The sequence below is a fragment of the Evtepia sp. genome (genome assembly GCF_056797215.1).
Genome location: NZ_JBQILM010000034.1, coordinates 1 through 20,549, shown reverse-complemented (window position 1 = coordinate 20,549; position 20,549 = coordinate 1). Strand labels below are relative to the sequence as shown.

Sequence of the window (20,549 nt, the reverse complement as noted above, 5' to 3'; positions counted from 1 at the left end):
AAGAACGCCATGCAAGGCGCGGGGGAGGGGCGCGGGAAAGAGAAAAGCCTTGGGACAAAATGTCTCAAGGCTTACTTTTCCCGGTCGGTCTTTTTCTCCGGGGCGGTGCGCTCCGGGGGCTGTTTCTCTTTCCATTCGGCCAGCAGGGACATAATCTGGTCTTTCATTTCCCGGGGCGTGGCATCCTTGCCGAAATACTTCCCCAGTTCTGCGGCGGAAATAATCACTTTGTCTACCTCCTTTTTCTCACGGCTCAAAATGCCGTCTATCACATCGCCGTTGAGTTTCCCGTCCTTGTCCAGCTTGCGGAGCTCCTGGGCCTGGGAGAGCGAGGGGGACGCCTGCTCGCCCTCAATGGAAACGGCGATGAACCTCTGGTTTTTGGGTTTGATGAACGAGATTTCCACGGCGGGGGTGAAAGACAGCTTTTTCTCGTTCACCATAGACTGGAGCTCCGGCACAAGCTCGGTCAGCCGGATATACCGCTGAACCTGCTTATAATTCATGCCGTTGCGTTCCCCCACGATTTCCGTGGAGCGTTTCCCCACGTCCCCGGCGGCCACGCCCTCCAGCTTTGCCCCCTGGTGGCTGATGGCCTCCACCTGCATCTTCAGCGACTGCGCCTTTTCCATCGGCAAAATCTTTTCCCGGTGGCGCAGGTTGTCGTCCGTCATAGCCAGGATTGCCTCATCGTCCGTCATGTTGCGGACGATACAGGGCATATTGGCAAATCCGGCCAGCTCACTGGCCCGCTGGCGGCGGTGGCCCGCGATGATTTCATAGCCGCCGCCCTCCCGGGGACGCACCAGCGCGGGCTGGTGTACGCCGTTGTCCTTGACCGACTCCACAAGCCCTTTCATTTCCGCATCGTCCCGCACACCGAAAGGATGGTCTTTGAACGGGAACAGCTCCGAAAGTTTGAGATATACAATCTCTTCCTTTTCAGCGCGGGTCGCGTCACGGGGCTGGGGCGGCGGCTCCGGCGCAGGCTGGGGAGCGGCAGGGGCTTCTTCCCTGCCCTTTACCGTGGCGGCCTTTCCGCCCTTGCCTTGGGACATTTTGTCTCGAGGTGGGGACGGGGGCTTGTCCGTGGCCGCCTTGTCAGCCTTGGCCGGGCGGCCACGGCGGGCCCCCGTCCCTCCCGGTTCACCGGGCCCCGCCTTTTCTTCCTTGGGCTTGCGGCCCCGCCTGCCCTTGGGTTTATCTGGCTCGGGCGTTTTTTCTTTGGCGGCCTTGTCCTTTTTGGCGGGCCCCTTTTCCCCGGTGGCCTTTTCCTCCGGGGCCGGGGTGGGCGGCTGTTCCGGTTCGGGCGGCTCGTTTTTTTCCACCTCCGCACGTTCCGCCGCCCGCCGCTCCGCCATCAGCTTTTCAATCTGGTCAGCGGAGACACTCACCTCGCCGGGAGCACCAGCCGGGGCATCCTGGACGGGCGCATCCACGGCGGCCTGCTCGGGAATGTTCTCCGGGGCCGGGGGCTCCGGCGTGGGAGCCTCCGGGGTAGGAGCCTCAGCCGGGCCCGTATCGAACAGGCTGGGCTGGGGATTTTCCTCCGGGCTCACGTTTAATTTTTCGTCTGCCATTCGTTACCTCCTTTTTAATTTCGTGAATGTTGCACAAATCTTATGCTAAAAGTTTGTTACTATTTTTTCGCCTCCCTCCCGGCTATCCACGCAAAAAAGCCGCCCGTTTTTTCATGCCGGACGGCTTTCTGCGTAATGTGATAGCTCAAATAATATTTTTTTGTGGGTGTAGGCTCCGAAAAGCCTTGATATTACAGTGTTCCTATTAAAACTCATTCATAAGGATGTGGTAGATGGCGGTGAGAATTCTGCGGGCAATGGCGATGATAGCCTTTTTCTTACCGCGCCGCTTTTGAAGCGCCTGCTTCTTCCCATAAATTTCGGGATGCCTCTCGGAGCGGCTGGCAGCAAGGGCGACTTGGATAAGCAAGGGTTTGAGGTAAGCGCCGGATTTGCCAATACGGGTGGTCTTCTTCTTGTCCGTGCTCTCGGCGTTTTGAGGGGTAAGGCCGGCCCAAGAGCAAAGATGCTTGGAGGTATCGAACACTGTCATGTCAGCGCCGATCTCATCGAGGATACGGATGGCGGTAAAGGCATCATGGATTCCGGGGACAGTCAGCAGCAGTTCGATCTGCGGGAGATGATTTTGAGCGATCTCAAGAATAAGGGATTCCAATTCCGCTTTGTGCTTTTTCAGAGAAGCCATGTGGCTACGGATGATCTTGAGCTTCTCGGCCTGCTCGTGTGTAAAGATGCCGTCAACGACCTCCTGAATTTGGGGAATGGGCGTTTTGCAGCGGCCATGCACAAAGGGTGTCACATCAAACGGCTCCCCAGGGCGCTCCAGTAACTGTGCTGTGATGGCGGATGCGCTCTTGCCGAACACATTACTGAACACGTCATCAAGCTTGAAGTTGGAAACAGTCAGGCAGTTCTGGGCGCGGTTTTTCTCCCCGGTCATGTAGGATGAGAGTTTGACCCAGTAACGGCAGAGATCTCGAAGCTGCCGGATGTCCTTCGGCGGAATGAAGCTGCCGCGAACAAGGTCGTGCTTGAACAAGTCAGCGATCCATTGTGCGTCTTTCTTGTCGGTTTTCTTCCCCTTGATTGCTTTGACGAACTTGGGGTGGCTGACGACCACATGGATGGAATCCTCCAAAATGTTGTGGATCGGGAACCAATACTTCCCGGTGGATTCCATACACACATCTTTGCAGCCGTTGGCTAAAAGCCAGTCCCGCAGTTCGCGCAGACTTCTCGTGTAGGTTGAGAACCGGCGCGACTGATACTCTGTGACCCCTTGCGTATTTGTGGATGCAATGCAAGCGATCAGAAAATCCCGGTGAACATCCATTCCGCAGCAAATTGGATACACGATCTTAAGTCTTCCCATAACAACTCCCTTCTCCCAAAATATCGTTGAGGGCAGCCAGGGACTGGGCATCCGGCTAAAAACGAGTTGCGTCTTTACAAAGATAAGTTTACAGGCTCAAAGTCCTACTCATTGGTGCTTGAAAGAATGCCCGGTGACTTATATATGAGCGCAGTTACAGCTCGCTGCACCGCACCTACCTCCTCGTACTCTGTAGTATAGCTACCCTCAGTCTTATTTTATCAAATTACATACTCTAGCGGAAGCCCCAACCCCGTTTCATTCCTCGTTGGTGCCTTTCGCAGAAAGGTATGGTCATATATGAACTCAAAAACTGCATTGAAAAAGCTGCGGGAGCTGGTGGACGAGGCCACCTTTGCATCCATCCTATCCCAACTGGCTGGGACAACAGTGTACTTCCCTGCAAACACAGAGTTTACTGATCTTGAGGAACGCAACCTCCTAATTCGGGACGACTTCTACAGTGGGGACTACGAAGTAGCTGATTTGGCCAGGAAATACGATTTGAGTATCTCCCGGGTATATAAGATCATCCAGGCAAGATAACCACTATTTTTTCACTTTCTTAGACTATATCCCCCAAAAACCAACGACCTCTCTAGCTCTCCTATTTTTCAGGCTTCCTTCCCTCTTTCCAGGAAACATTACAACCTACAAAAAATTACTTTTAATTTATTAAATACTATCAATATCATAAAATAGATATCAATATTCGATATTATCTCACAAATTCATGAAAAATCCTATAATCATTGCTATATTCTACCGTAAAGGAGAGAGCAACTATGATTAGGATTTTACTTTCTACCCGACTTGGCGAACTGCGTTGGTCCCAAGCAGACCTAGCACGCAAAACAGGGATTCGGGCATCCACCATCGGTGACTACTACAACGAAATGACCGACCGGATCAACCTGCGGCACTTTGAGTTGATCTGTAAGGCCCTAGACTGTGACCTGACCGATCTCCTCGTCTACGAGCCCGACGACACAGTCCAGTTGAAGTCCCGTACCGGTGCGCCCATCCAACGCAAGCCACCATCCAAAAAGTAAGCCAGCCACTGCGGCCCGGACGTCCACCGTCCGGGCCCTTTCCTATCTCCGCTTCCTCTTGACAAAACCTCCTACAAGTGTAGAATCTAGACAAGAGAACTACAACTGTAGGAGGTTTTGCCATGAAAAAGCTTTCAGAACGGGAGTGGATGGTTCTGGGTACGCTGTGGGACAGCGGCGGCGCCACCCTAGGAACCATCACCCAAGCCCTACAGGAGGAGACTAATTGGAGTCGGAACACCGTGTTAACCTACCTCACCCGTATGGAGGCCAAAGGCTTGGTCTCCATTGACAAGGAGGGCTATCCCCGGCTATACCGGGCGGCCCTGGCCAAGGAGGACTGCCAGGCCCAAGCCAGGGACAGCTTCCTCCAACAAGTCTACCAGGGCTCTACCGGGGATCTAGTGGCAGCTTTTCTCCGGGAAAAACCCATCACCTCCCAGGAACGGGAGGAGCTCCGCCGCCTGCTGGATGAAATGGAGGTGTAGACCATGACGGATATTTGGTCCTTTCTCTTGCAGACATTGACAGCTTCCAGCGCTGCCGTCCTGCTCCTGCTGGTAAAGGCCATGTTCCGGGACAAGCTCTCTCCTCGCTGGCAGTTCGCCGCCTGGGGCATCCTAGCCCTGGTTCTGCTGTTCCCCGCAGGGCTGGGGGGACGCTACGCTCTGGTAAACTGGCCCGTCCTTCTGGAAGCCTTTAAGTCCTGGGCTACCGGGGACTATGGGAGTGTGACCCATGCATTTGATCCACCGGGACGTGGCCTGGGGATTGGTAATCTGCTTTTTCCGTTGCCTCCACTGGTGCAATCCCCTCCTCTGGTTCTGCGCCAACCTAGCCCAGAACGATCTGGAAGCCCGCTGCGACCAGCGGGTGCTGGAACAACTGGAAGGGGAAGCGCGGCGGCAGTACGGGCACATCCTCCTGTCCATGGCGGATGAGAAATACGCCCGGGCCCCAGGCACCTCTTCCATGGCCAACGGCCTGCGGAACATCCGCCGTCGCATCTAGGCCATTGCACGCTTTAAGATGTACCCAGCGGGGATGTCCCTGGTGTCGGTTTGTATGGTACTGGTGTTAGCCGCGCCGCTGCTGGTGGGGACCAAGCAGGAGGTCACCCCTGCTTTTCATGCTCAGCCAAACAGTATCCATCGCATCCTTGCCCACGGCTGCACCCTCCGCTGTACCACCTACGACGGAGCCCTGGATACCTATGCCAAGGGCTTTCCTGGCAGGGGCGCCGAATCGTGACTACCAGACCTTTTTCTCCTATCTCTCCATCTGTACCCCCCTCTCTCAACAAAAAGCTCTGGCTGAGGCTTATATGGATATCAAGAATCATGGCACAAGGTCTCCAATTCTGTCCGCTGATCCCGACACATTTAGCAGCAGCTCTGGATACCGGATTTACAACTTAGTTTCCGTAGGCAAGGAAAGTTATGAGGGAATTTTGGCCATTCCCCTGCTGGAACCACCGCCAGGAGAAAACTGGGTGGAATCTGGAGAATCCTGGATTGCCGTTCAAACTGTCCGTGCGGAAAAACAGGGAAATCGCTGAGTGGTCTTGCCCCAAGGGGACTTCTCTACGCTGGCTGGCCCTTGGCGGGTCGGTGGGCTTTATAGCCCCACAACCGTTTTCCCTTTCACCACCTACGAGGCCCAGGCAGGGGACTTCACGATCCATGTAAACTGGCAGACCATGTGCTATGTGGAGTCTATCCATCAAGATTCCTCCTACGGTTTCTCCTATCCTTATTTTAGCCTCACCCCTGAGCCTGACGGCAAGTTCACCATTTGGAGTAGCGAGGATGTAACCGCCACCTATACTGGCTCCCCAGAGCAGCGAAACCGCTATGACAGAATCAACTTATATGCCTATCCCAACTATCCAGACTCCCCCGCAGTATCCCTTCCAGACCCCAACGAAATTTCAAGTGAAAACGGTATTGAGGTCACGGAGAAGCGTATTGCAGGCGGTGAGCGTCTAAGCAAGGACTGGAAAAGTCCTCTGCACCTCTCCATGGGTTTTTGGCACGACCGCCAAGATTTCTCTATCCCGGACAGCTATACCATGCGCCTAAGCTTCAACGGAGAAGCCCCAGAAGAGCTGCTTCTCCTACCAATGGAGGGAGGTGCCCCCCATGACTGAGCGCCAAAGCTACTATCGCGCCTTTTCCCGCATGGCCTGGGGCTATCTCTTCCTGTTTTTTGACATCAACCTCGGACCCGTCAGCATTTTGCCCCGCTTTGTTGGCTTTCTGATGTTTTTCGCCGCCATCCATGTCCTGGCCCCCAAGCAAAGAAGCCTCACCCTGCTGCGCCCCCTGTGTCTTTTGCTGGCGGCCTACTATCTGGTTCACTGGATACACTGCTGGTTCGGTATCCGCGTGGACGGTCACTTCCTCTTCCTGGATCTCCTAGTCGCGGCGGTGGAGCTCTATTTCCACTTCCAGCTTTTAACGGACTTGGCAGACCTTGCCCAGCTCTACCAACCATCAGGCAAGAACTTAGATCAAACGATCCTGAACCGGCGGACGGTGCTTGTGCTCTTGACTACCCTAGGCAACCTTCTCACGTTCCTTTTCCCAAACCTCTGGAAGAATTCGCTGCTCCCCCTGGGGCTTCTGGCGTTTCTCTCCTTCCTCGTGGCTCTCTTCGTCATGACCGCACTATTTTCCCTGCGGCGGTGCTACTGGGAAGCAACAGACGCTCCCTCATAAAATTGTCGCTCCATTGCAGTTCCCCCTTCACCATTTCTTAATCAAAACTCGATAGATTCTTAAACTCCTGTTTGCTAACCTAGGGGATAATAGAAGCTATCTTGACATTGGGGGAACCTATCATGCACCACATTCTTACCATCGGCATCGACCTCATCTCCGCTGTCCTTATTCTTTTTCCCATCGTAAGTGTGTTTCTGTTCTTCTCCCATCCCCGAAGTTTGAAGTGGACAGCCCTGTCCACGCTGTTCCTGCTCTATCTCTGTGCCGTTTTCTCCGCAGTGGGGTTTCCCTCCATCTGCACCCTGACCTTCGATCCCTCCATCCACTGGCTTCCCCTTGTGGATGTGTTCAGCGATCCCATAAGCTACTTAAAAAATTCCGCTTTGAATATTCTTCTCTTCATACCCCTTGGCATCCTTCTGCCCATACTCTGGGGGGACCATCGTTCTGCGAAGAACATCCTCGCCTGGGGCCTTGGCCTATCCCTGACCATTGAATGCCTGCAACTGTTCACCCTCCGCCTCACAGATGTGGACGATCTGCTCATGAACAGCTTAGGGGCTATATTAGGATACTACCTATCCAAAGTCCTTTTGACACCAGCGCAACCAACGGAAAACCCAGTCCACAGCCGTCGATACCGACGTCCCCTTGCCCTCCTGGCCCTTGCACTTCTGCTCATGTTTACCATTCAACCCTTGCTCTCCAGCGCGATTTGGGAAGTTCTCCTGGACTCCCCTCTGTGGGAGTCCATTCGATAGTATTCCTACAAACCTGAAATCTTCCTGTGCATCAGAACGTATACCTGTAAACGCTTCTTGTCCAGTCTCTAACTATCACCAAAAAGGCGTAGCCATCTTCCTTCCGAATGGGCTGCGCCTTTTCTATTTAGGCATAAAATAGTGAACAAACCTGCCCTTTTAATCTTGCGTTTTTTGTTGAAAAAGTGTATTATACTACCTGCGGATAGAGTCAATCTAAGGGGCCCTATCCTATTGTTGAGTTATCTTTGCCAGCCCCCTGGCAAATCCTCTGTAGCGGCACCCAGCTCGGACCCCTGTGCCGCTGAGAAAAGAAGGGAGAGAAGCAATTTTGAGCAGGTTGAGTATTACCCCCTGGGAAAATTCTCAGCGGACTGTGGACGACCTATACGCAGATATGGAGCGGCGCATCTCCGCCGCCCCCTGCGGGAACTGTCCCGTAGAGCTCACCAGTGCTTTCCTGAAGCTCTGCTTAGCCCAGAGCTGCGGGAAATGCGTCCCCTGCCGCATTGGCCTGGACCGTCTGTCCGCCATGTTAGACCGTCTGCTGGACGGCAACGGCAGCGAGGAAGATATGCAGACCATCCTGCGCTCTGCCCAGTCCATCGTGGACAGCGCAGATTGCGCCATTGGCTTTGAGGCCGCCCAGATGGTCCTGGACGGCTATGTGGCGTTCCATGACGACTACCTAGCCCACATCGAACAAGGCAGCTGTACTGCCAACTTTAAGAGCGTTCCCTGTGTGGAGCTGTGCCCCGCCCATGTGGACGCTCCTGGCTACATATCCCTGGTAGGCGAAGGACGGTATGACGACGCAATCCGTCTCATCCGTAAGGACAACCCCTTCCCCTCCGTCTGCGCCTTGGTGTGCGAGCACCCCTGTGAAAGCCACTGCCGCCGTTCCATCGTGGACGCCCCTTTGAATATCCGCGGCATCAAGCGCTTCGCCGTGGATCACTCTGGGGACGTGCCCGCGCCCCCCTGTGCGCCCCCCACAGGCAAGCATGTGGCCATCGTTGGCGGTGGACCCTCCGGTCTAACCGCCGCCTATTTCCTGTCCCTGATGGGCCATAAGGTCACTGTCTTTGAAAAGAAACCGAAGCTGGGCGGGATGCTCTGCTATGGCATCCCCCTCTACCGGCTCCCCGGTGAATATCTGAAGCGGGACATCAACTGCATCCTCTCCACTGGCGTGGAAACCAAGCTGAACTGCCAGGTAGGCGTAGACGTGACCATAGAAGAGCTACGCCGGGAGTATGACAGTGTCTATGTGGCCATCGGTGCCACCATGCAAAAGAAGCTTGGCATCCCCAATGAGGATGCCACCGGAGTACTGTCCGCCATCCATCTCCTGGACAGCACCATCCAGGAGGTCAAACCCGACTTCACCGGCCTGAATGTGGTGGTCATCGGCGGCGGCAATGTAGCCATGGATGCCACCCGCACCTCTGTACGCCTAGGCGCCAAGTCCGTCAAGTGCGTATACCGCCGCCGCATCTCCGATATGACTGCCCTGGAAGAGGAGATCGCTGGTGCCATGGCGGAGGGCTGCGAAATCCTGCCCCTGAAAGCCCCCGTCCGCATTGACACCGACGAGCAGGGAAAAGTCAGCGGCCTGGTGGTTCAGCCCCAGGTTATTGGCGAGGTTCGAGGTGGCCGTCCCTCCCCCCGGAACGCTGACCAGCCAGAGGAATTGATCCCCTGCGACATCGTCCTGATTGCCGTAGGCCAAGTGGTGGATTCCAAATACTTCTCCGAATCCGGCATGCCCCTGAAATGGGACAACTTCATCACCGCCGACGACGGCAGCGTCCCCGGCATGGATGGTGTATTCTCCGGGGGTGACTGCGTATCCGGCCCCGCTACGGTGATCCTGGCCATCGAGGCCGGCAAGGTAGCTGCGGCCAGTATTGATGAATACCTTGGCTTCCACACTGACATCTCTGCCAACCTGGAAGTCCCCCCTGCCCCCTTCCGCCTGCAAGGGGCCACGGGCCGCATCGACCTCACCGAGCGTGAGGCAAGCTGGCGGAAAAACGATTTTGAACTGATGGAAAACAGCATGTCCAAGCAGGAGATGGACCAGGAGTGCAGCCGTTGCCTGCGCTGCGACCACTACGGCCATGCTGGATTCAAGGGAGGGAGGTTGGCAAAATGGTAACTCTGACCATCGACAACAAGGCCGTCACCGTCCCGGAGGGCACCACCATCCTGGACGCAGCCAAACAGGTGGAAATTCACATTCCCACCCTCTGCTACCTCCGGGATATCAACGAAGTGGGTTCCTGCCGGATCTGCGCCGTGGAGGTGGAGGGGGTCAACAAGCTGGCCACCGCCTGCAACACCCTGGTAGAGGACGGCATGGTGGTTCGCACCAATACCCCCCGGGTACGCATCACCCGAAAGACCAACGTGGAGCTGATCCTCTCCCAGCATGTGGACCACTGCGTGACCTGTGTACGCAGCGGCAACTGCTCTCTGCAAAAGCTTTCCAAGGATATGAACATCCAGTCCGTCCCCTTCGGCAAGGCCACCTCGGAGCGGCCCTGGGACAACACCCTGCCCATCCTGCGGGACAGCTCCAAGTGCATCAAATGCCTGCGCTGTGTCAGCGTCTGCGAGCGTGTCCAGTCCTTGGGTGTCTGGGAAGTCACTGGTTCCGGGGCCCACACCACAGTGCGCGTCCATGGCAGCCCCCGGATGAACGAAACCAACTGTGCTTTCTGCGGCCAATGTGTGGCCCACTGTCCCGTGGGGGCCCTCCGGGAACGGGACGACACCGAGCGGGTGTTTGCCGCCCTCACCGACCCGGAAAAAGAAGTGGTGTTCCAGATCGCCCCTGCCGTCCGGGCCGCCTGGGGGGAGAGTTTAGGGCTGACCCCGGAGCAAGCCACGGAGAAGCGCTTAGCTGCGGCTGTGCGGGCTATGGGTGTTAAGCACGTGTTTGACACCACCTTCTCCGCCGACCTGACCATTATGGAGGAGAGCAGCGAGTTCGTGGAGCGGCTCAGCGACCCAGACCATGCTACCCTTCCCCAGTTCACCTCCTGCTGCCCAGGCTGGGTCCGTTTCCTGCGCAGGGAGTTCCCCAACATGGCCCCCCACCTTTCCACAGCCAAGAGCCCCCAGCAGATGTTCGGCGCGGTAGCCAAGAGCTATTATGCTGAACTGCTGGGTAAGAAGCCGGAGGATATCTTCTGCGTCTCCGTCATGCCCTGCATCGCAAAAAAATATGAGGCCGATGTGCCTCAAGTCAACGATGCAGCGAAGAAGGATGTGGACGTAGTTCTCACTGCCCGGGAACTGGTCCGAATGCTCCGGGCCACTCAGGTCAACGTAGCTGCCCTGCCGGAGGAGGACTTTGACCATCCCCTGGGGGTAGGCTCCGGAGCCGGGGTTATCTTCGGTGTCACTGGCGGCGTCATGGAGGCCGCCCTGCGTACCGCCTATTGGAAGCTCACCGGGAGCAATCCCCCCGCCGATGCCTTCCAGGAAATCCGGGGCCAGAAGCCTTGGCGGGAGGCCAGCTTCACCATCCAAGACACCACCGTCCGCCTGGCCGTGGCATCGGGCCTTTCCAGCGCCCGGATGCTCATGGAAGCCATCCAGTCAGGGCAAGCCTCCTACGATTTTGTGGAGGTCATGGCCTGCCCCGGTGGCTGTTCCGGCGGCGGCGGACAGCCCATCCACGATGGTGTAGACCTGGCCCAGGAGCGTGGTGAACGGCTCTACGCCCTGGACCAAGCAAACCCCATCCGCTTCTCCCATGAGAACCCAGTGATCCAGACGCTATACAAAGAGTATTTGGAACAACCCCTGTCCCACAAAGCCCACAAGCTGTTGCATACAGAGCAGGCAAAGTGGGAACTGTAACTCCCCGTCAATCAAACAGATCAAAGCCCGCTGCGTAACCACCGCAGCGGGCTTTTTCATGCTTTCCTATTTCAAAAAATAACTTACATAAACGCCGCGCCACTCTCCCAAGCCTGGCCTACCTTCTCGCCAACGGCATAGTAGCCGTGCTGGAAGGTATCAAACACAAAAGCATTGAGCTTGGCAGGGTCCACGACGCCGTCTCCATCTAGAACCGACTCATCCACCAAGGTGTTGACAATCTCCCCCAACACCCGGAGGCCGGAGGCCGACTCCTGGAACTCCACCACCTTACACTCTAGGGTCAGGGGGTACTCCTCCACGATGGGCGCATCCACCCGTGTGCTCTTCACCGCGTGCATCCCTGTACGGGCGAACTTGTCCGCCACATCGTTGCCGCTGACCATGCCGAAATAATCCGACTCCTTCAGGTGAGGAAGATCCGCTACGCTCAGGGTAAAGGCCCCCCGCTGGCGTAGGTTCTTGGTGGTCTTGTGGCCCTCGCTGATGTTTAGCGCCACCATATTCCGGGCACAAATTCCGCCCCAAGCCATGTTCATCACATTCACTGTCTCGTCCTCATTGTAAGTAGCGATCATCAGCACAGGCATGGGGAAGAGATTGGAATAAACACCAATACTTTTCTTCATGATTGATTGCACCTCCATGGTCTGGGCACCCTCACGCGCCCTCCTCGGCCTTTCTGGCCAGATATTCATCATAGCTCAGCTTCCTGTCAATGAGCTTACCATCCGCGGTGAAGTCAAAGATGCGGTTGCAGACGGTCTCCACCAGCTGGTGGTCGTGACAGGCCAGGAGGATGTTGCACTTTACCGCCTCAAGGCCCTTGTTCAACGCTGCAATGGACTCCAAGTCCAGGTGATTGGTGGGCTGATCCAGAAGCAGGACATTCCCCCCAGAGAGCATCATCCGGGAGAGCATACAGCGCACCTTCTCGCCGCCAGAGAGAACCTTGACCGGCTTATACACCTCGTCCCCAGAGAAGAGCATCCGCCCCAGGAAGCCCCGGAGATACAGCTCACTGGGGTCTGGGGAGTACTGCCGCAGCCACTCCACCAAGTTGTCGTCGCAGTCCTCAAAAAACTCGCTGTTGTCTTTGGGGAAGTAGGAGAAGGTCGCCGTGGTTCCCCACTCCACCGTCCCCTCGTCAGGCTCCATGCGCCCGGTGAGAATCTCGAAGAGGACACTGTGGGCGTTCTCGTTATCCCCGATGAACGCTACCTTGTCCCCCTTGCCCAGGAGGAAGGAGACCTTGTCCAGCACCTTCACCCCGTCGATGGTCTTGGAGACGTTGTTCACCGCCAAGATAGATTTCCCCACCTCCCGGTCTGGGGAGAACTTCACCCAGGGATAGCGCCGGGAGGAGGCGGGGAGCTCCTCCACCGTGAGCTTGTCCAATAGCTTCCGCCGGGCAGTGGCCTGTTTGCTCTTGGACTTGTTGGCGGAGAAGCGGGAGATAAAGTCCTGCAACTCCTTAATTTTCTCCTCGTTGCGCTTGTTCTGGTTTTTCACCAGCTGCTGGATCATCTGGGAGGACTCAAACCAGAAGTCATAGTTGCCCACATACATCTTGATCTTTCCATAGTCGATGTCCACAATGTGGGTGCAAACAGTATTCAGGAAGTGGCGGTCATGGGAGACCACGATCACGGTGCTCTCAAAGTCCAGGAGGAAATCCTCCAACCAGTTCACCGCGTCGATGTCCAGGTTGTTGGTGGGCTCGTCCATGATGAGGATGTCCGGGCTGCCGAAGAGGGCCTGGGCCAGGAGGACATTCACCTTCAGCCGTGGGTCCAGGTTCGCCATGCTCCCCTGGTGGTGCTCGGTATCCACCCCCAAGCCCTGGAGGATGCGGCTGGCCTCACTTTCGGCCTCCCAGCCCCCCAGCTCGGCAAAGGTCTCCTCCAGCTCACAGGCCAGGATGCCGTCCTCCTCGGACATCTCCTCCTTGGCGTACAGGGCGTCCCGCTCCTGGCCTACCTGGTAGAGTTTGGGGTTGCCCATAATCACCGTGTCCAGAACAGTGTAGGCATCGTACATGTTTTGGTCCTGCTTCAGCACGGACATACGCAGCTCCGGCAGGATCGTCACAGCTCCGGTGGTCGCTTCCAGGTCCCCAGAAAGGATTTTTAAGAAGGTAGACTTGCCTGCCCCGTTGGCGCCGATGATCCCATAACAGTTGCCCTTGGTGAATTGCAGGTCAACGTGAGAGAACAGCAGGCGGTCGCGGAATTGCAGGCTCAAGTCAGAAACAGTTAGCATGGGTATAGCTCCTCTTTTTGTTATTTATAAAGTATATCCCCTGTAGCTTACCAGCTTTCGTCAGGGAATGCAAGCTGAATTTCTCAGGGTTCATCCCAGGAGCATCCCCGCACCTACATACATAGCCGCACTGAGCAGGACGGGCACCGCCAGCATGGGAATCACTGTCTTGGCATAGGTGACGTTGTCAACCTGGGTAGCAGAGCAGGTCAAGGTAGCCTCGGACCCAAAGAAGCAGATATGGGACCCCGCCGCCGTGGCAGAGATGATGGCCCCCGCTGTCAGAAGAAGGTTCCCGTCCAAGGCCTGGGCAATGGGGATGATCACCGGAAACGCGATGGCGCAAATCCCCCAAAAGTTCCCCGCCGCCACCGCCAGAGCTGTCACCAGGAGAAATGCCACCACCGGCAGCAGTTGGGGGCTCACAGCAGCCTTCGCCGCGCCAATGACATATTCCGGCATCCCCAGCAAGCTGTTGATATCCCGCAGGATAAAGGCACTGGTAACGATAAAAAGTACCCCCACCATATCCTTAAATCCAGACACTACATGGTCCAGATACACCCCTGGTTTCATCAGCTTCTGGGGCAGGTACAATACTGCGCAGAACACCAGGCAGGCCAGAGTCCCATATAGAATCTCCCCAGTGGCAATGGTGATGGCAGTGATCAAAATCACCGGCAGGAGGAAATTCCAAATCCCCGAGAGTTTGGCCTCCTGCTGGGCATCCTCTCCCCCACCGCTCCCCTGCTTCTCCCCACGCTCCCGGAGATACGCCGCTTTCATAGGGCCAAACACAGGCAGGATGCCCGCCGCGTACAGCCCACCGCACAGTAGCGTGATGAGGGGATAAAACAGGAAGGGAATGGTGGACAGGAAGGTGGCAATCCCCTGTTCCGGCGTACACAAATCCGTAGCCACCAGCTGGCTGACCATAAACACCCCCCAAGTGGAGGTGGGCACCACCACACAGATGGACGACGCCGTGGAGTTGCACAGATAGGCCAACATCTCCCTGGGGATGTTCAACTTGTCCGTAGCCTTGCGCATGGCGTTTCCGGTGGAGAGGATGGAGAGCCAGTCGTCCACGAAAATCACCATGCCCAAAACCCAAGTGCCCAAAAGGGTGCTCCGTTCCCCCTTGCACAGCTTTCCCGCCAACGTGGTAAAGGCCTGGGTGCCCCCGGAAGCCTCGAACAGCGACACCAAACTCCCAAAGAAGCCGCACACCAGCACCAGCCAAATCCACAGGTCGCTGCCCATCACGCCGTAGACCACATCCAGCCAGGGCTTGGGAAATCCAGTGCCATAGAGTAGGACCGCCCCCACAACGGTCCCCGCCACCAGGGAACTGGCAGTGCGCCGGGTCAGCAGCACCAGCACAATCACCACCGCCACCGGCAACAGACTCAGAATCCCATAGTTTTCCATAGAAACGCCCCTTTCCCTTTGCTTTGTCAGAATGGTTTCTATTCTACGGTACACAGTCAAAAAAAGCAAGGGAAAGACTGTGTCCATCCACATTCTTTCCCTTGCATTCCATGGTATTCTGCCACCCTCGTTAAGAAGCCCTTTTGAGTGCCGCTTGAGCCAACCTGCTCCGGAGCTCTGCCTCCGTAACAGCATAGGCCTCTGCTTCCCAGGGGAGGATGGGCCGCTGGTCCGGGAGCTGCTCTCCCCGCTGGGCAAAAATTGCCGCCGCCACAGTTTCCAACAGCCTTGGGTTCTTCCCCAACAGCGGCCCGGTGAGTTGGGAGGCAAAAACATTGTTCCAGTGGAAGCCCTCCGGGCGGTTGGGGCCGTCGTTGCCCCATCCCAAAGCCGTTTCCGTCAGCAAAGGCGTTTCCACCCCTTTGACACTACCACATTTGTTCATGAAACCCACCACAGCCTCTGGGTACAGGGCGGTATAGCCGTACACGTCCCCCACAGTGCGCACCCGTGTGTGCTCCGTGACGAAGTTCCCCAGGCCAATGCCCTGGTAACCACTGCCGTCGGCCTCCTGGATTTCCGCACCCAACAGCTCCATGGCCGTCCCGGCGAAAAACATGACCTTGCCATCCTGGGCTGCGGCCTTGATCTCTGGCCCCATAGGGGCGAGCACCTCCATAGCCGCCCGTTGGCTCCCCTCTGTCCCGGCGCCCATGAAGAGAAAATCTGCCTGGGCTACCTCCGGCCTCTGCCCGGGTTCCACGGTCTCCACCGCCACCTGGCACCCTAGTGCTTCCAAATAGCGTTTGAGAATTAACACATTGCCATAGCTTCCATATAGGTTCATCAGGTTGGGATAAAAATGAATAAACTGTACCTTCATTGCTTAAATCTCCTTTTCCACATGGTCCAATAATTTGTCTCGATCCGAGAAACAGGTCACTACATAAAGCTCCTCTTTCCCTCCGTCCTCCAACGCCTGGGCCGCAGCAAAAATGCTGGGCTGTACAGACCAGTTCTCCAACTCCGTGAAAGAAAATCGTTCCGCCAGGTCGTTGGCATAGCGTCCAGAGAGGATGATCTGTTTGACATGGGGGGCCTTCAACTGGGCAAAGTCGATATCCCAGAGCCAGCTGGTCTCACAGGTGAAATATTTCCGGCTCACGCTGTCCACGATGATGAGAACCACACAGTCCCGCTTTGTCCCAGCGATGTAGCGCAAGTTTGTGTCATAAGAAATGCTGTTCTCATGTTTGCTGGTGAGCAACGTGCCGTGGTGCTCCCCTAAGGTAAAGCTCTGTGTCCGGCCGCTTTGGAGGGCATATTGGTTCACCACCTCCGCCGCCTGCTCTGGGCTTACCCCATTTTGCCGGCTGACGGCATAGGCCGCCAGGATGTTATAGGCATGATAGATGCTGCAAAAATCCAGGAGGATGCTGACCCAGTGGTCGATCACCAGCTCTCCGGTCTCCAAATCCAGGGACGTACCGTTGTAATCGGTTTTGGGCTTATGGTGGCCACAGCGTTTGCAGCGGTAAGCGCCGATGTGGTTGTAGTGAACGTAGTCGTATTCCATAGGCCCTTTGCAAATGGGGCAGCAGGCCCCATCATGGTATACGCCGGTGGGTTGCTTGGAAGAGGCCGCGCTCCGGTCCAACCCAAACCAGGACACCTTCTCATGTCCCCGGGAGAAGCAGCTGGAAAGAGGATCATCTGCGTTCAAAATCAGCTCTACTTCCGGCGGGATCGCTGAGAGGATTGCATCATATATCCACTCAGGGTGGCCGTTCCGGGTGAGCTGATCCCGAAATAGATTGGTAATCACCAACTGTTTCGGGGGAAAATACCGGAAAATCTGCGCCGTGCTACGCTCGTCACACTCCAACAGGAGGATATCGGCCACTACCCGCCCCTGTAGGTCTGCATGGGTCAGCACCGACGTTGCCACTCCCTCCAACTGGTTGGCCCCCTTCTCATTCAGAACCACCGTGTTCCCAGCTCCGCGGAGGATGGCAGCGATGAGCTCCACTGTCGAGGTCTTGCCATTGGAACCGGTAACGGCAATGATATGTTCTGGGACCTCCACCTGTCGCAGGATATCCGGGCACAACATTAGTGCCAGCTTGCCAGGCAGGGTGCTCCCCTTACCCATCAGTCCTCCCAAAAAACTCCCTACCTTACACAACAGGATGGCCAAACATTTTTTCATATCTATGCCCCTTTCCATCGTTTCCTTTGGGCAGAAACAGGCCGCCCGTCCTATGGTCTTATGATACCAAGGACGGGCGGAAGGGGGATTCAAATTTAATTGTTTTATTCCTAAGGAAATCCTAAGATTGCCTTGATTTTTTCTTTCCTCCCGGCATTTGCCCCGGCAAGGAAATGGTGAAGCTGGTCACATGGTCCGCACTCTGGGCCGCGATACTCCCCCCATGGAGGAGGACAATTTCTTTGGCAATGGCAAGCCCCAGGCCAAAGCCGCCGCTGTCGCTGGTGCGGGCGTCATCCATGCGGTAAAACTTTTCAAAGATAGTGGACAGCTTTTCCGCCGGGATGGTCGGCCCCTCATTTTGAATACAAATGGTAATCATCCCCTCCTCTTCCTGGGCAGAAATGTAAATTTCTGTATTGGGATAGCTATAGGCAGCGGCGTTTTTCAAGATGTTGTTGAACACCCGCGCCAGCTTTCCAGGATCGGCAGAGACAGTCAAGTCCTCCCCAGCCTGAAGCACAGCGGTGTTGCCACGTGCCGAGAGCAGGGGATAAAACTCGTCGGTGATTTGCACCAACATATAGGATAGGTCGATTTCCTCCTTCTCTAAGGGGATTTGTTGCAGGTTATAGCGGGCAATTTCAAAGAGTTCATTCACCAGGGTTTCCAGCCGCTGGGCCTTTTCCAGGGTGATATGGACATATTTTGCCCGCTGCTCAATGGGCATTTCCGGAACCTCTTCCAGCAGGCTCAGGTAGCCGATCACAGAGGTCAGGGGGGTGCGGATGTCATGGGCCAAATACATCACCAGGTCATTCTTCCGCTGTTCCGCAATCTGCTCCGCCATGGAGCGTTGGGCCAGGGTGTGCTTGATTTGATTGATCTTCCGTTCTGTCGCCGCCAGCTCCGGCGCTAACACCACATCGTTGTTACTCTCCTGGATGATGGCGTCAATGCCCTGGTTGATTTGGTTAAAATACTTGGTAAAGCTTCTCATATAAAAGCGCAGGATCAATAGGAACACCCCAACTGCCGACAGGAGTAAGAGAAAATCCATATGATCCCGGAATACGTTCCAATAGAATGCCAGGGCGGCATCCCGGTCTTGGTAAACATAGTCTGTCAAAAACTTCACCACAAAGTTGGCAAAGCGGCCCCGGAGCAGGAAACTATAGGCCAAAAAGACCAGCACCGCCGACACAGCCACGATCATGGTAGTGCCGAAAAAAAGCTTTCTCCGAAGCAGCTTATAGTCGGACCATTTCTGTTTTCCTTTAAGCATCAATTTTATACCCTACCCCCCAGATGGTCTTGATATACTGGGGATGCTCCACTGTGTCCCCCATCTTCTCCCGCAAATGACGGATATGGACGGTAATGGTGTTGCTGTTCTTATTGTAATACTCGTCCTTCCAAATCTCATAAAACAGCTCCTCAGAGCTCACAGCCTTCCCCTTCCGTTCCAAAAGGATACGGAGGATGGAAAACTCTGTGGGGGTAAGGTTCAAAGGCTTACCATTTAAATGGCACTCATGGGTGTCGGTATTCAACTCTAAGGCAGAGTGGACTAGGAGGGCATCCCCCGGGCCGTCTGGGCGGGCAGTGCCATAGCGCTTGTAGCGCCGGAGCTGGGCTTTCACCCGGGCCACCAGTTCCAGAGGGCGGAAGGGTTTCGTCACATAGTCGTCAGCCCCCAAGGTTAGGCCAGTGATCTTGTCCATCTCCGCATCCTTGGCTGTGAGCATAATCACAGGATAACTGTGGTGTTCCCGAATCTTTTGGCAAATCTCAAAACCGTTGGTATCCGGCAGCATAATGTCCAGAATCGCCAAGTCCAGCTGGGTGGACTCGATACATTCCAAGGCCTCCTTGGCTGTGTAAAATTGAAAAACTGTGTAATTCTCGTTTTGCAGGTAAAGCGCCACCAAGTCGCAGATCTCTCGTTCATCGTCCACCACTAATATCTTATCCGGCATCTTGCAAAACCCCTTTCTCTCCAATTTGCTCCCAATCCTACCAGATACCACAGGGGTTTACGTTGCCTTTTTGTGAACAAAAGGTTAAGAAATTCCTAAGATAGCACAGGAAAGGGCCTGCCGCCCGCACTCTGCGGACAGCAGGCCCTTGGCTCGCTTATATGTTATTCCTTCACAGGCTGCCAATTCTTGCTCAGCTGCTCCAAGCGCTGATACTTTTCCTTGGCCTCCTGCTCGGCCCGGGCAAAGAGCTCTCTGGCCCGGTCGGGGAAGGTCAGCTGCAGGGAGGAGTAACGCACCTCGCCGCTGATGAATTCCTGGAAGTCCATGATGGGTTCCGGGGAATCCAGTTGGAAGGGGTTCTTCCCTGCCTCGGCCCGGCGGGGGTCGTAACGGAACAGGTGCCAGTAACCGGCCTGGACTGCGGCACTCATCTCCAACATGGTGTTCTTCATGCCCATCTTGATGCCATGGCTGATACAGGGGGCATAGGCAATCACGATGGAGGTACCGGGGTAGGACTCCGCCTCAATGAGGGCCCGGATGGTCTGGTTGTAGTCGGCGCCCATGGCGATCTGAGCCACATAAACGGAGCCGTACTGCATGGCAATGGCTGCCAGGTCCTTCTTCCGCACGGACTTACCCGCTGCGGCAAACTGTGCCACAGCGCCAGTGTTGGTGGCCTTGGAGGCCTGGCCGCCGGTGTTGGAATAGACCTCGGTGTCCAGCACCAGGATGTTCACGTTCTCCCCAGAAGCCAGCACGTGGTCTACACCACCGTAGCCGATATCGTAGGCCCAACCGTCGCCACCAAAGGCCCAAACGGACTTCTGGGCGAACATGTCCCGCATGTCATAGAGGGCCTTCAACTGCTCCACGTTGGCTCCGCCTGCGGAAATGGCCTGGTCCAGGGCGGTTGCCAGGGCGTCGCCAGTGGTGCGGGAACCGTCGGTCTCCTTGCGGTGATTCAACCACTTCTGGGCAGAGAGGGTCACAGCGGGGGGCGTCTGCTCATTCTGGGCGATCTCCCGGGCCAGGTCCGCCGCAGCGGTCTGCCGAGCGTTCACTGCCAGGTTCATGCCATAGCCAAACTCCGCGCCATCTTCAAAGAGGGAGTTCTCCCAAGCGGGACCCCGACCTTCCCGGTTCACGGTATAGGGGGTGGAGGGGGCGCTGCCGCCCCAGATGGAGGTGCAGCCGGTGGCGTTGGCGATGTACATCCGGTCACCGAAGAGCTGGGTGACCAGCTTGACATAAGGTGTCTCGCCGCAACCGGCACAGGCACCGGAGAACTCGAAGAGGGGCTGCTCAAACTGGCTTCCCTT

20 protein-coding genes and 1 pseudogene are annotated in these 20,549 nt (G+C 56.1%); 11 read left to right on the top strand and 10 right to left on the bottom strand.

What is annotated here, in order from left to right; translation table 11 throughout:
* Positions 1–71: 71 nt before the first annotated feature.
* Positions 72–1,580 (bottom strand): ParB/RepB/Spo0J family partition protein, encoded by a 1,509-nt coding sequence (locus ACTOZL_RS08350; protein ID WP_482477842.1) that lies wholly within the window; start codon positions 1,578–1,580, stop codon positions 72–74.
* A 220-nt stretch (positions 1,581–1,800) separates the two neighbouring features.
* Positions 1,801–2,913, bottom strand: a pseudogene (locus ACTOZL_RS08345) (IS110 family RNA-guided transposase); the annotation flags it as partial.
* Between the two features lie 300 nt (positions 2,914–3,213).
* Here ACTOZL_RS08345 and ACTOZL_RS08340 point away from each other — a divergent pair.
* The 11 genes from ACTOZL_RS08340 (at position 3,214) to ACTOZL_RS08290 (ending at position 11,322) form a co-directional block, all read left to right on the top strand.
* Complete coding sequence (locus ACTOZL_RS08340; protein WP_482477840.1) at positions 3,214–3,459, top strand: Mor transcription activator family protein; 246 nt, start codon at positions 3,214–3,216, stop codon at positions 3,457–3,459.
* Between the two features lie 239 nt (positions 3,460–3,698).
* Positions 3,699–3,965 (top strand): helix-turn-helix domain-containing protein, encoded by a 267-nt coding sequence (locus ACTOZL_RS08335; RefSeq protein WP_482477839.1) that lies wholly within the window; start codon positions 3,699–3,701, stop codon positions 3,963–3,965.
* 122 nt (positions 3,966–4,087) lie between these two features.
* Positions 4,088–4,453 (top strand): BlaI/MecI/CopY family transcriptional regulator, encoded by a 366-nt coding sequence (locus tag ACTOZL_RS08330; protein ID WP_482477837.1) that lies wholly within the window; start codon positions 4,088–4,090, stop codon positions 4,451–4,453.
* A 250-nt stretch (positions 4,454–4,703) separates the two neighbouring features.
* Positions 4,704–4,976, top strand: a complete 273-nt coding sequence (locus ACTOZL_RS08325; protein WP_482477836.1) for a M56 family metallopeptidase — start codon at positions 4,704–4,706, stop codon at positions 4,974–4,976.
* 54 nt (positions 4,977–5,030) lie between these two features.
* Positions 5,031–5,216, top strand: a complete 186-nt coding sequence (locus tag ACTOZL_RS08320; RefSeq protein ID WP_482477835.1) for a hypothetical protein — start codon at positions 5,031–5,033, stop codon at positions 5,214–5,216.
* Positions 5,179–5,523, top strand: a complete 345-nt coding sequence (locus ACTOZL_RS08315; RefSeq protein WP_482477834.1) for a hypothetical protein — start codon at positions 5,179–5,181, stop codon at positions 5,521–5,523. The genes ACTOZL_RS08320 and ACTOZL_RS08315 overlap by 38 nt, the downstream gene beginning before the upstream one ends.
* Entirely contained in the window at positions 5,524–6,114 is a 591-nt protein-coding gene (locus ACTOZL_RS08310) for a hypothetical protein (RefSeq protein ID WP_482477833.1), read from the top strand.
* Positions 6,107–6,685, top strand: a complete 579-nt coding sequence (locus ACTOZL_RS08305; RefSeq protein WP_482477832.1) for a hypothetical protein — start codon at positions 6,107–6,109, stop codon at positions 6,683–6,685. Before ACTOZL_RS08310 ends, ACTOZL_RS08305 begins: the two co-directional genes overlap by 8 nt.
* Positions 6,686–6,807: 122 nt before the next feature.
* Positions 6,808–7,449, top strand: coding sequence for a VanZ family protein (locus tag ACTOZL_RS08300; RefSeq protein WP_482477831.1), 642 nt, complete (start codon positions 6,808–6,810; stop codon positions 7,447–7,449).
* A gap of 331 nt (positions 7,450–7,780) precedes the next feature.
* The gene (locus tag ACTOZL_RS08295; RefSeq protein ID WP_482477830.1) at positions 7,781–9,610 is read left to right on the top strand and encodes an NAD(P)-binding protein; all 1,830 of its coding nucleotides are present in this window, start codon (positions 7,781–7,783) and stop codon (positions 9,608–9,610) included.
* Positions 9,604–11,322 (top strand): NADH-dependent [FeFe] hydrogenase, group A6, encoded by a 1,719-nt coding sequence (locus tag ACTOZL_RS08290; protein WP_482477829.1) that lies wholly within the window; start codon positions 9,604–9,606, stop codon positions 11,320–11,322. Before ACTOZL_RS08295 ends, ACTOZL_RS08290 begins: the two co-directional genes overlap by 7 nt.
* Positions 11,323–11,405: 83 nt before the next feature.
* Here the strand turns inward: ACTOZL_RS08290 and ACTOZL_RS08285 are convergent, their stop codons facing one another.
* From ACTOZL_RS08285 to ACTOZL_RS08250, 8 genes are all read right to left on the bottom strand, one after another.
* The gene (locus ACTOZL_RS08285) at positions 11,406–11,972 is read right to left on the bottom strand and encodes a flavin reductase family protein (RefSeq protein WP_482477828.1); all 567 of its coding nucleotides are present in this window, start codon (positions 11,970–11,972) and stop codon (positions 11,406–11,408) included.
* Between the two features lie 31 nt (positions 11,973–12,003).
* Complete coding sequence (locus ACTOZL_RS08280; protein WP_482477827.1) at positions 12,004–13,605, bottom strand: ABC-F family ATP-binding cassette domain-containing protein; 1,602 nt, start codon at positions 13,603–13,605, stop codon at positions 12,004–12,006.
* Between the two features lie 90 nt (positions 13,606–13,695).
* Positions 13,696–15,036: a Na+/H+ antiporter NhaC family protein gene (locus ACTOZL_RS08275; protein WP_482477826.1), complete on the bottom strand. Its 1,341-nt coding sequence runs from the start codon at positions 15,034–15,036 to the stop codon at positions 13,696–13,698.
* A gap of 130 nt (positions 15,037–15,166) precedes the next feature.
* Complete coding sequence (locus ACTOZL_RS08270; RefSeq protein WP_482477825.1) at positions 15,167–15,919, bottom strand: type 1 glutamine amidotransferase; 753 nt, start codon at positions 15,917–15,919, stop codon at positions 15,167–15,169.
* Between the two features lie 3 nt (positions 15,920–15,922).
* Entirely contained in the window at positions 15,923–17,245 is a 1,323-nt protein-coding gene (locus ACTOZL_RS08265) for a MurT ligase domain-containing protein (protein ID WP_482477823.1), read from the bottom strand.
* A gap of 121 nt (positions 17,246–17,366) precedes the next feature.
* A complete protein-coding gene (gene vanS, locus ACTOZL_RS08260; protein WP_482477822.1) occupies positions 17,367–18,533 on the bottom strand; it encodes a vancomycin resistance histidine kinase VanS in 1,167 nt (388 codons plus the stop codon).
* Positions 18,523–19,224, bottom strand: coding sequence for a VanR-ABDEGLN family response regulator transcription factor (gene vanR / locus ACTOZL_RS08255; protein ID WP_482477821.1), 702 nt, complete (start codon positions 19,222–19,224; stop codon positions 18,523–18,525). The genes vanS and vanR overlap by 11 nt, the downstream gene beginning before the upstream one ends.
* A gap of 164 nt (positions 19,225–19,388) precedes the next feature.
* A partial coding sequence (locus ACTOZL_RS08250; RefSeq protein ID WP_482477819.1) for a thiamine pyrophosphate-dependent enzyme occupies positions 19,389–20,549 on the bottom strand: 1,161 nt, incomplete at its 5' end.

What these genes read in the sequence shown, in the direction of transcription:
- ACTOZL_RS08350 (WP_482477842.1), bottom strand. Translation starts at nt 1,580, where the DNA reads ATGGCAGACGAAAAATTAAACGTGAGCCCGGAGGAAAATCCCCAGCCC.
- ACTOZL_RS08340 (WP_482477840.1), top strand. Translation starts at nt 3,214, where the DNA reads ATGAACTCAAAAACTGCATTGAAAAAGCTGCGGGAGCTGGTGGACGAG.
- ACTOZL_RS08335 (WP_482477839.1), top strand. Translation starts at nt 3,699, where the DNA reads ATGATTAGGATTTTACTTTCTACCCGACTTGGCGAACTGCGTTGGTCC.
- ACTOZL_RS08330 (WP_482477837.1), top strand. Translation starts at nt 4,088, where the DNA reads ATGAAAAAGCTTTCAGAACGGGAGTGGATGGTTCTGGGTACGCTGTGG.
- ACTOZL_RS08325 (WP_482477836.1), top strand. Translation starts at nt 4,704, where the DNA reads ATGCATTTGATCCACCGGGACGTGGCCTGGGGATTGGTAATCTGCTTT.
- ACTOZL_RS08320 (WP_482477835.1), top strand. Translation starts at nt 5,031, where the DNA reads ATGGTACTGGTGTTAGCCGCGCCGCTGCTGGTGGGGACCAAGCAGGAG.
- ACTOZL_RS08315 (WP_482477834.1), top strand. Translation starts at nt 5,179, where the DNA reads ATGCCAAGGGCTTTCCTGGCAGGGGCGCCGAATCGTGACTACCAGACC.
- ACTOZL_RS08305 (WP_482477832.1), top strand. Translation starts at nt 6,107, where the DNA reads ATGACTGAGCGCCAAAGCTACTATCGCGCCTTTTCCCGCATGGCCTGG.
- ACTOZL_RS08300 (WP_482477831.1), top strand. Translation starts at nt 6,808, where the DNA reads ATGCACCACATTCTTACCATCGGCATCGACCTCATCTCCGCTGTCCTT.
- ACTOZL_RS08290 (WP_482477829.1), top strand. Translation starts at nt 9,604, where the DNA reads ATGGTAACTCTGACCATCGACAACAAGGCCGTCACCGTCCCGGAGGGC.
- ACTOZL_RS08285 (WP_482477828.1), bottom strand. Translation starts at nt 11,972, where the DNA reads ATGAAGAAAAGTATTGGTGTTTATTCCAATCTCTTCCCCATGCCTGTG.
- ACTOZL_RS08280 (WP_482477827.1), bottom strand. Translation starts at nt 13,605, where the DNA reads ATGCTAACTGTTTCTGACTTGAGCCTGCAATTCCGCGACCGCCTGCTG.
- ACTOZL_RS08275 (WP_482477826.1), bottom strand. Translation starts at nt 15,036, where the DNA reads ATGGAAAACTATGGGATTCTGAGTCTGTTGCCGGTGGCGGTGGTGATT.
- ACTOZL_RS08270 (WP_482477825.1), bottom strand. Translation starts at nt 15,919, where the DNA reads ATGAAGGTACAGTTTATTCATTTTTATCCCAACCTGATGAACCTATAT.
- ACTOZL_RS08265 (WP_482477823.1), bottom strand. Translation starts at nt 17,245, where the DNA reads ATGAAAAAATGTTTGGCCATCCTGTTGTGTAAGGTAGGGAGTTTTTTG.
- vanR (WP_482477821.1), bottom strand. Translation starts at nt 19,224, where the DNA reads ATGCCGGATAAGATATTAGTGGTGGACGATGAACGAGAGATCTGCGAC.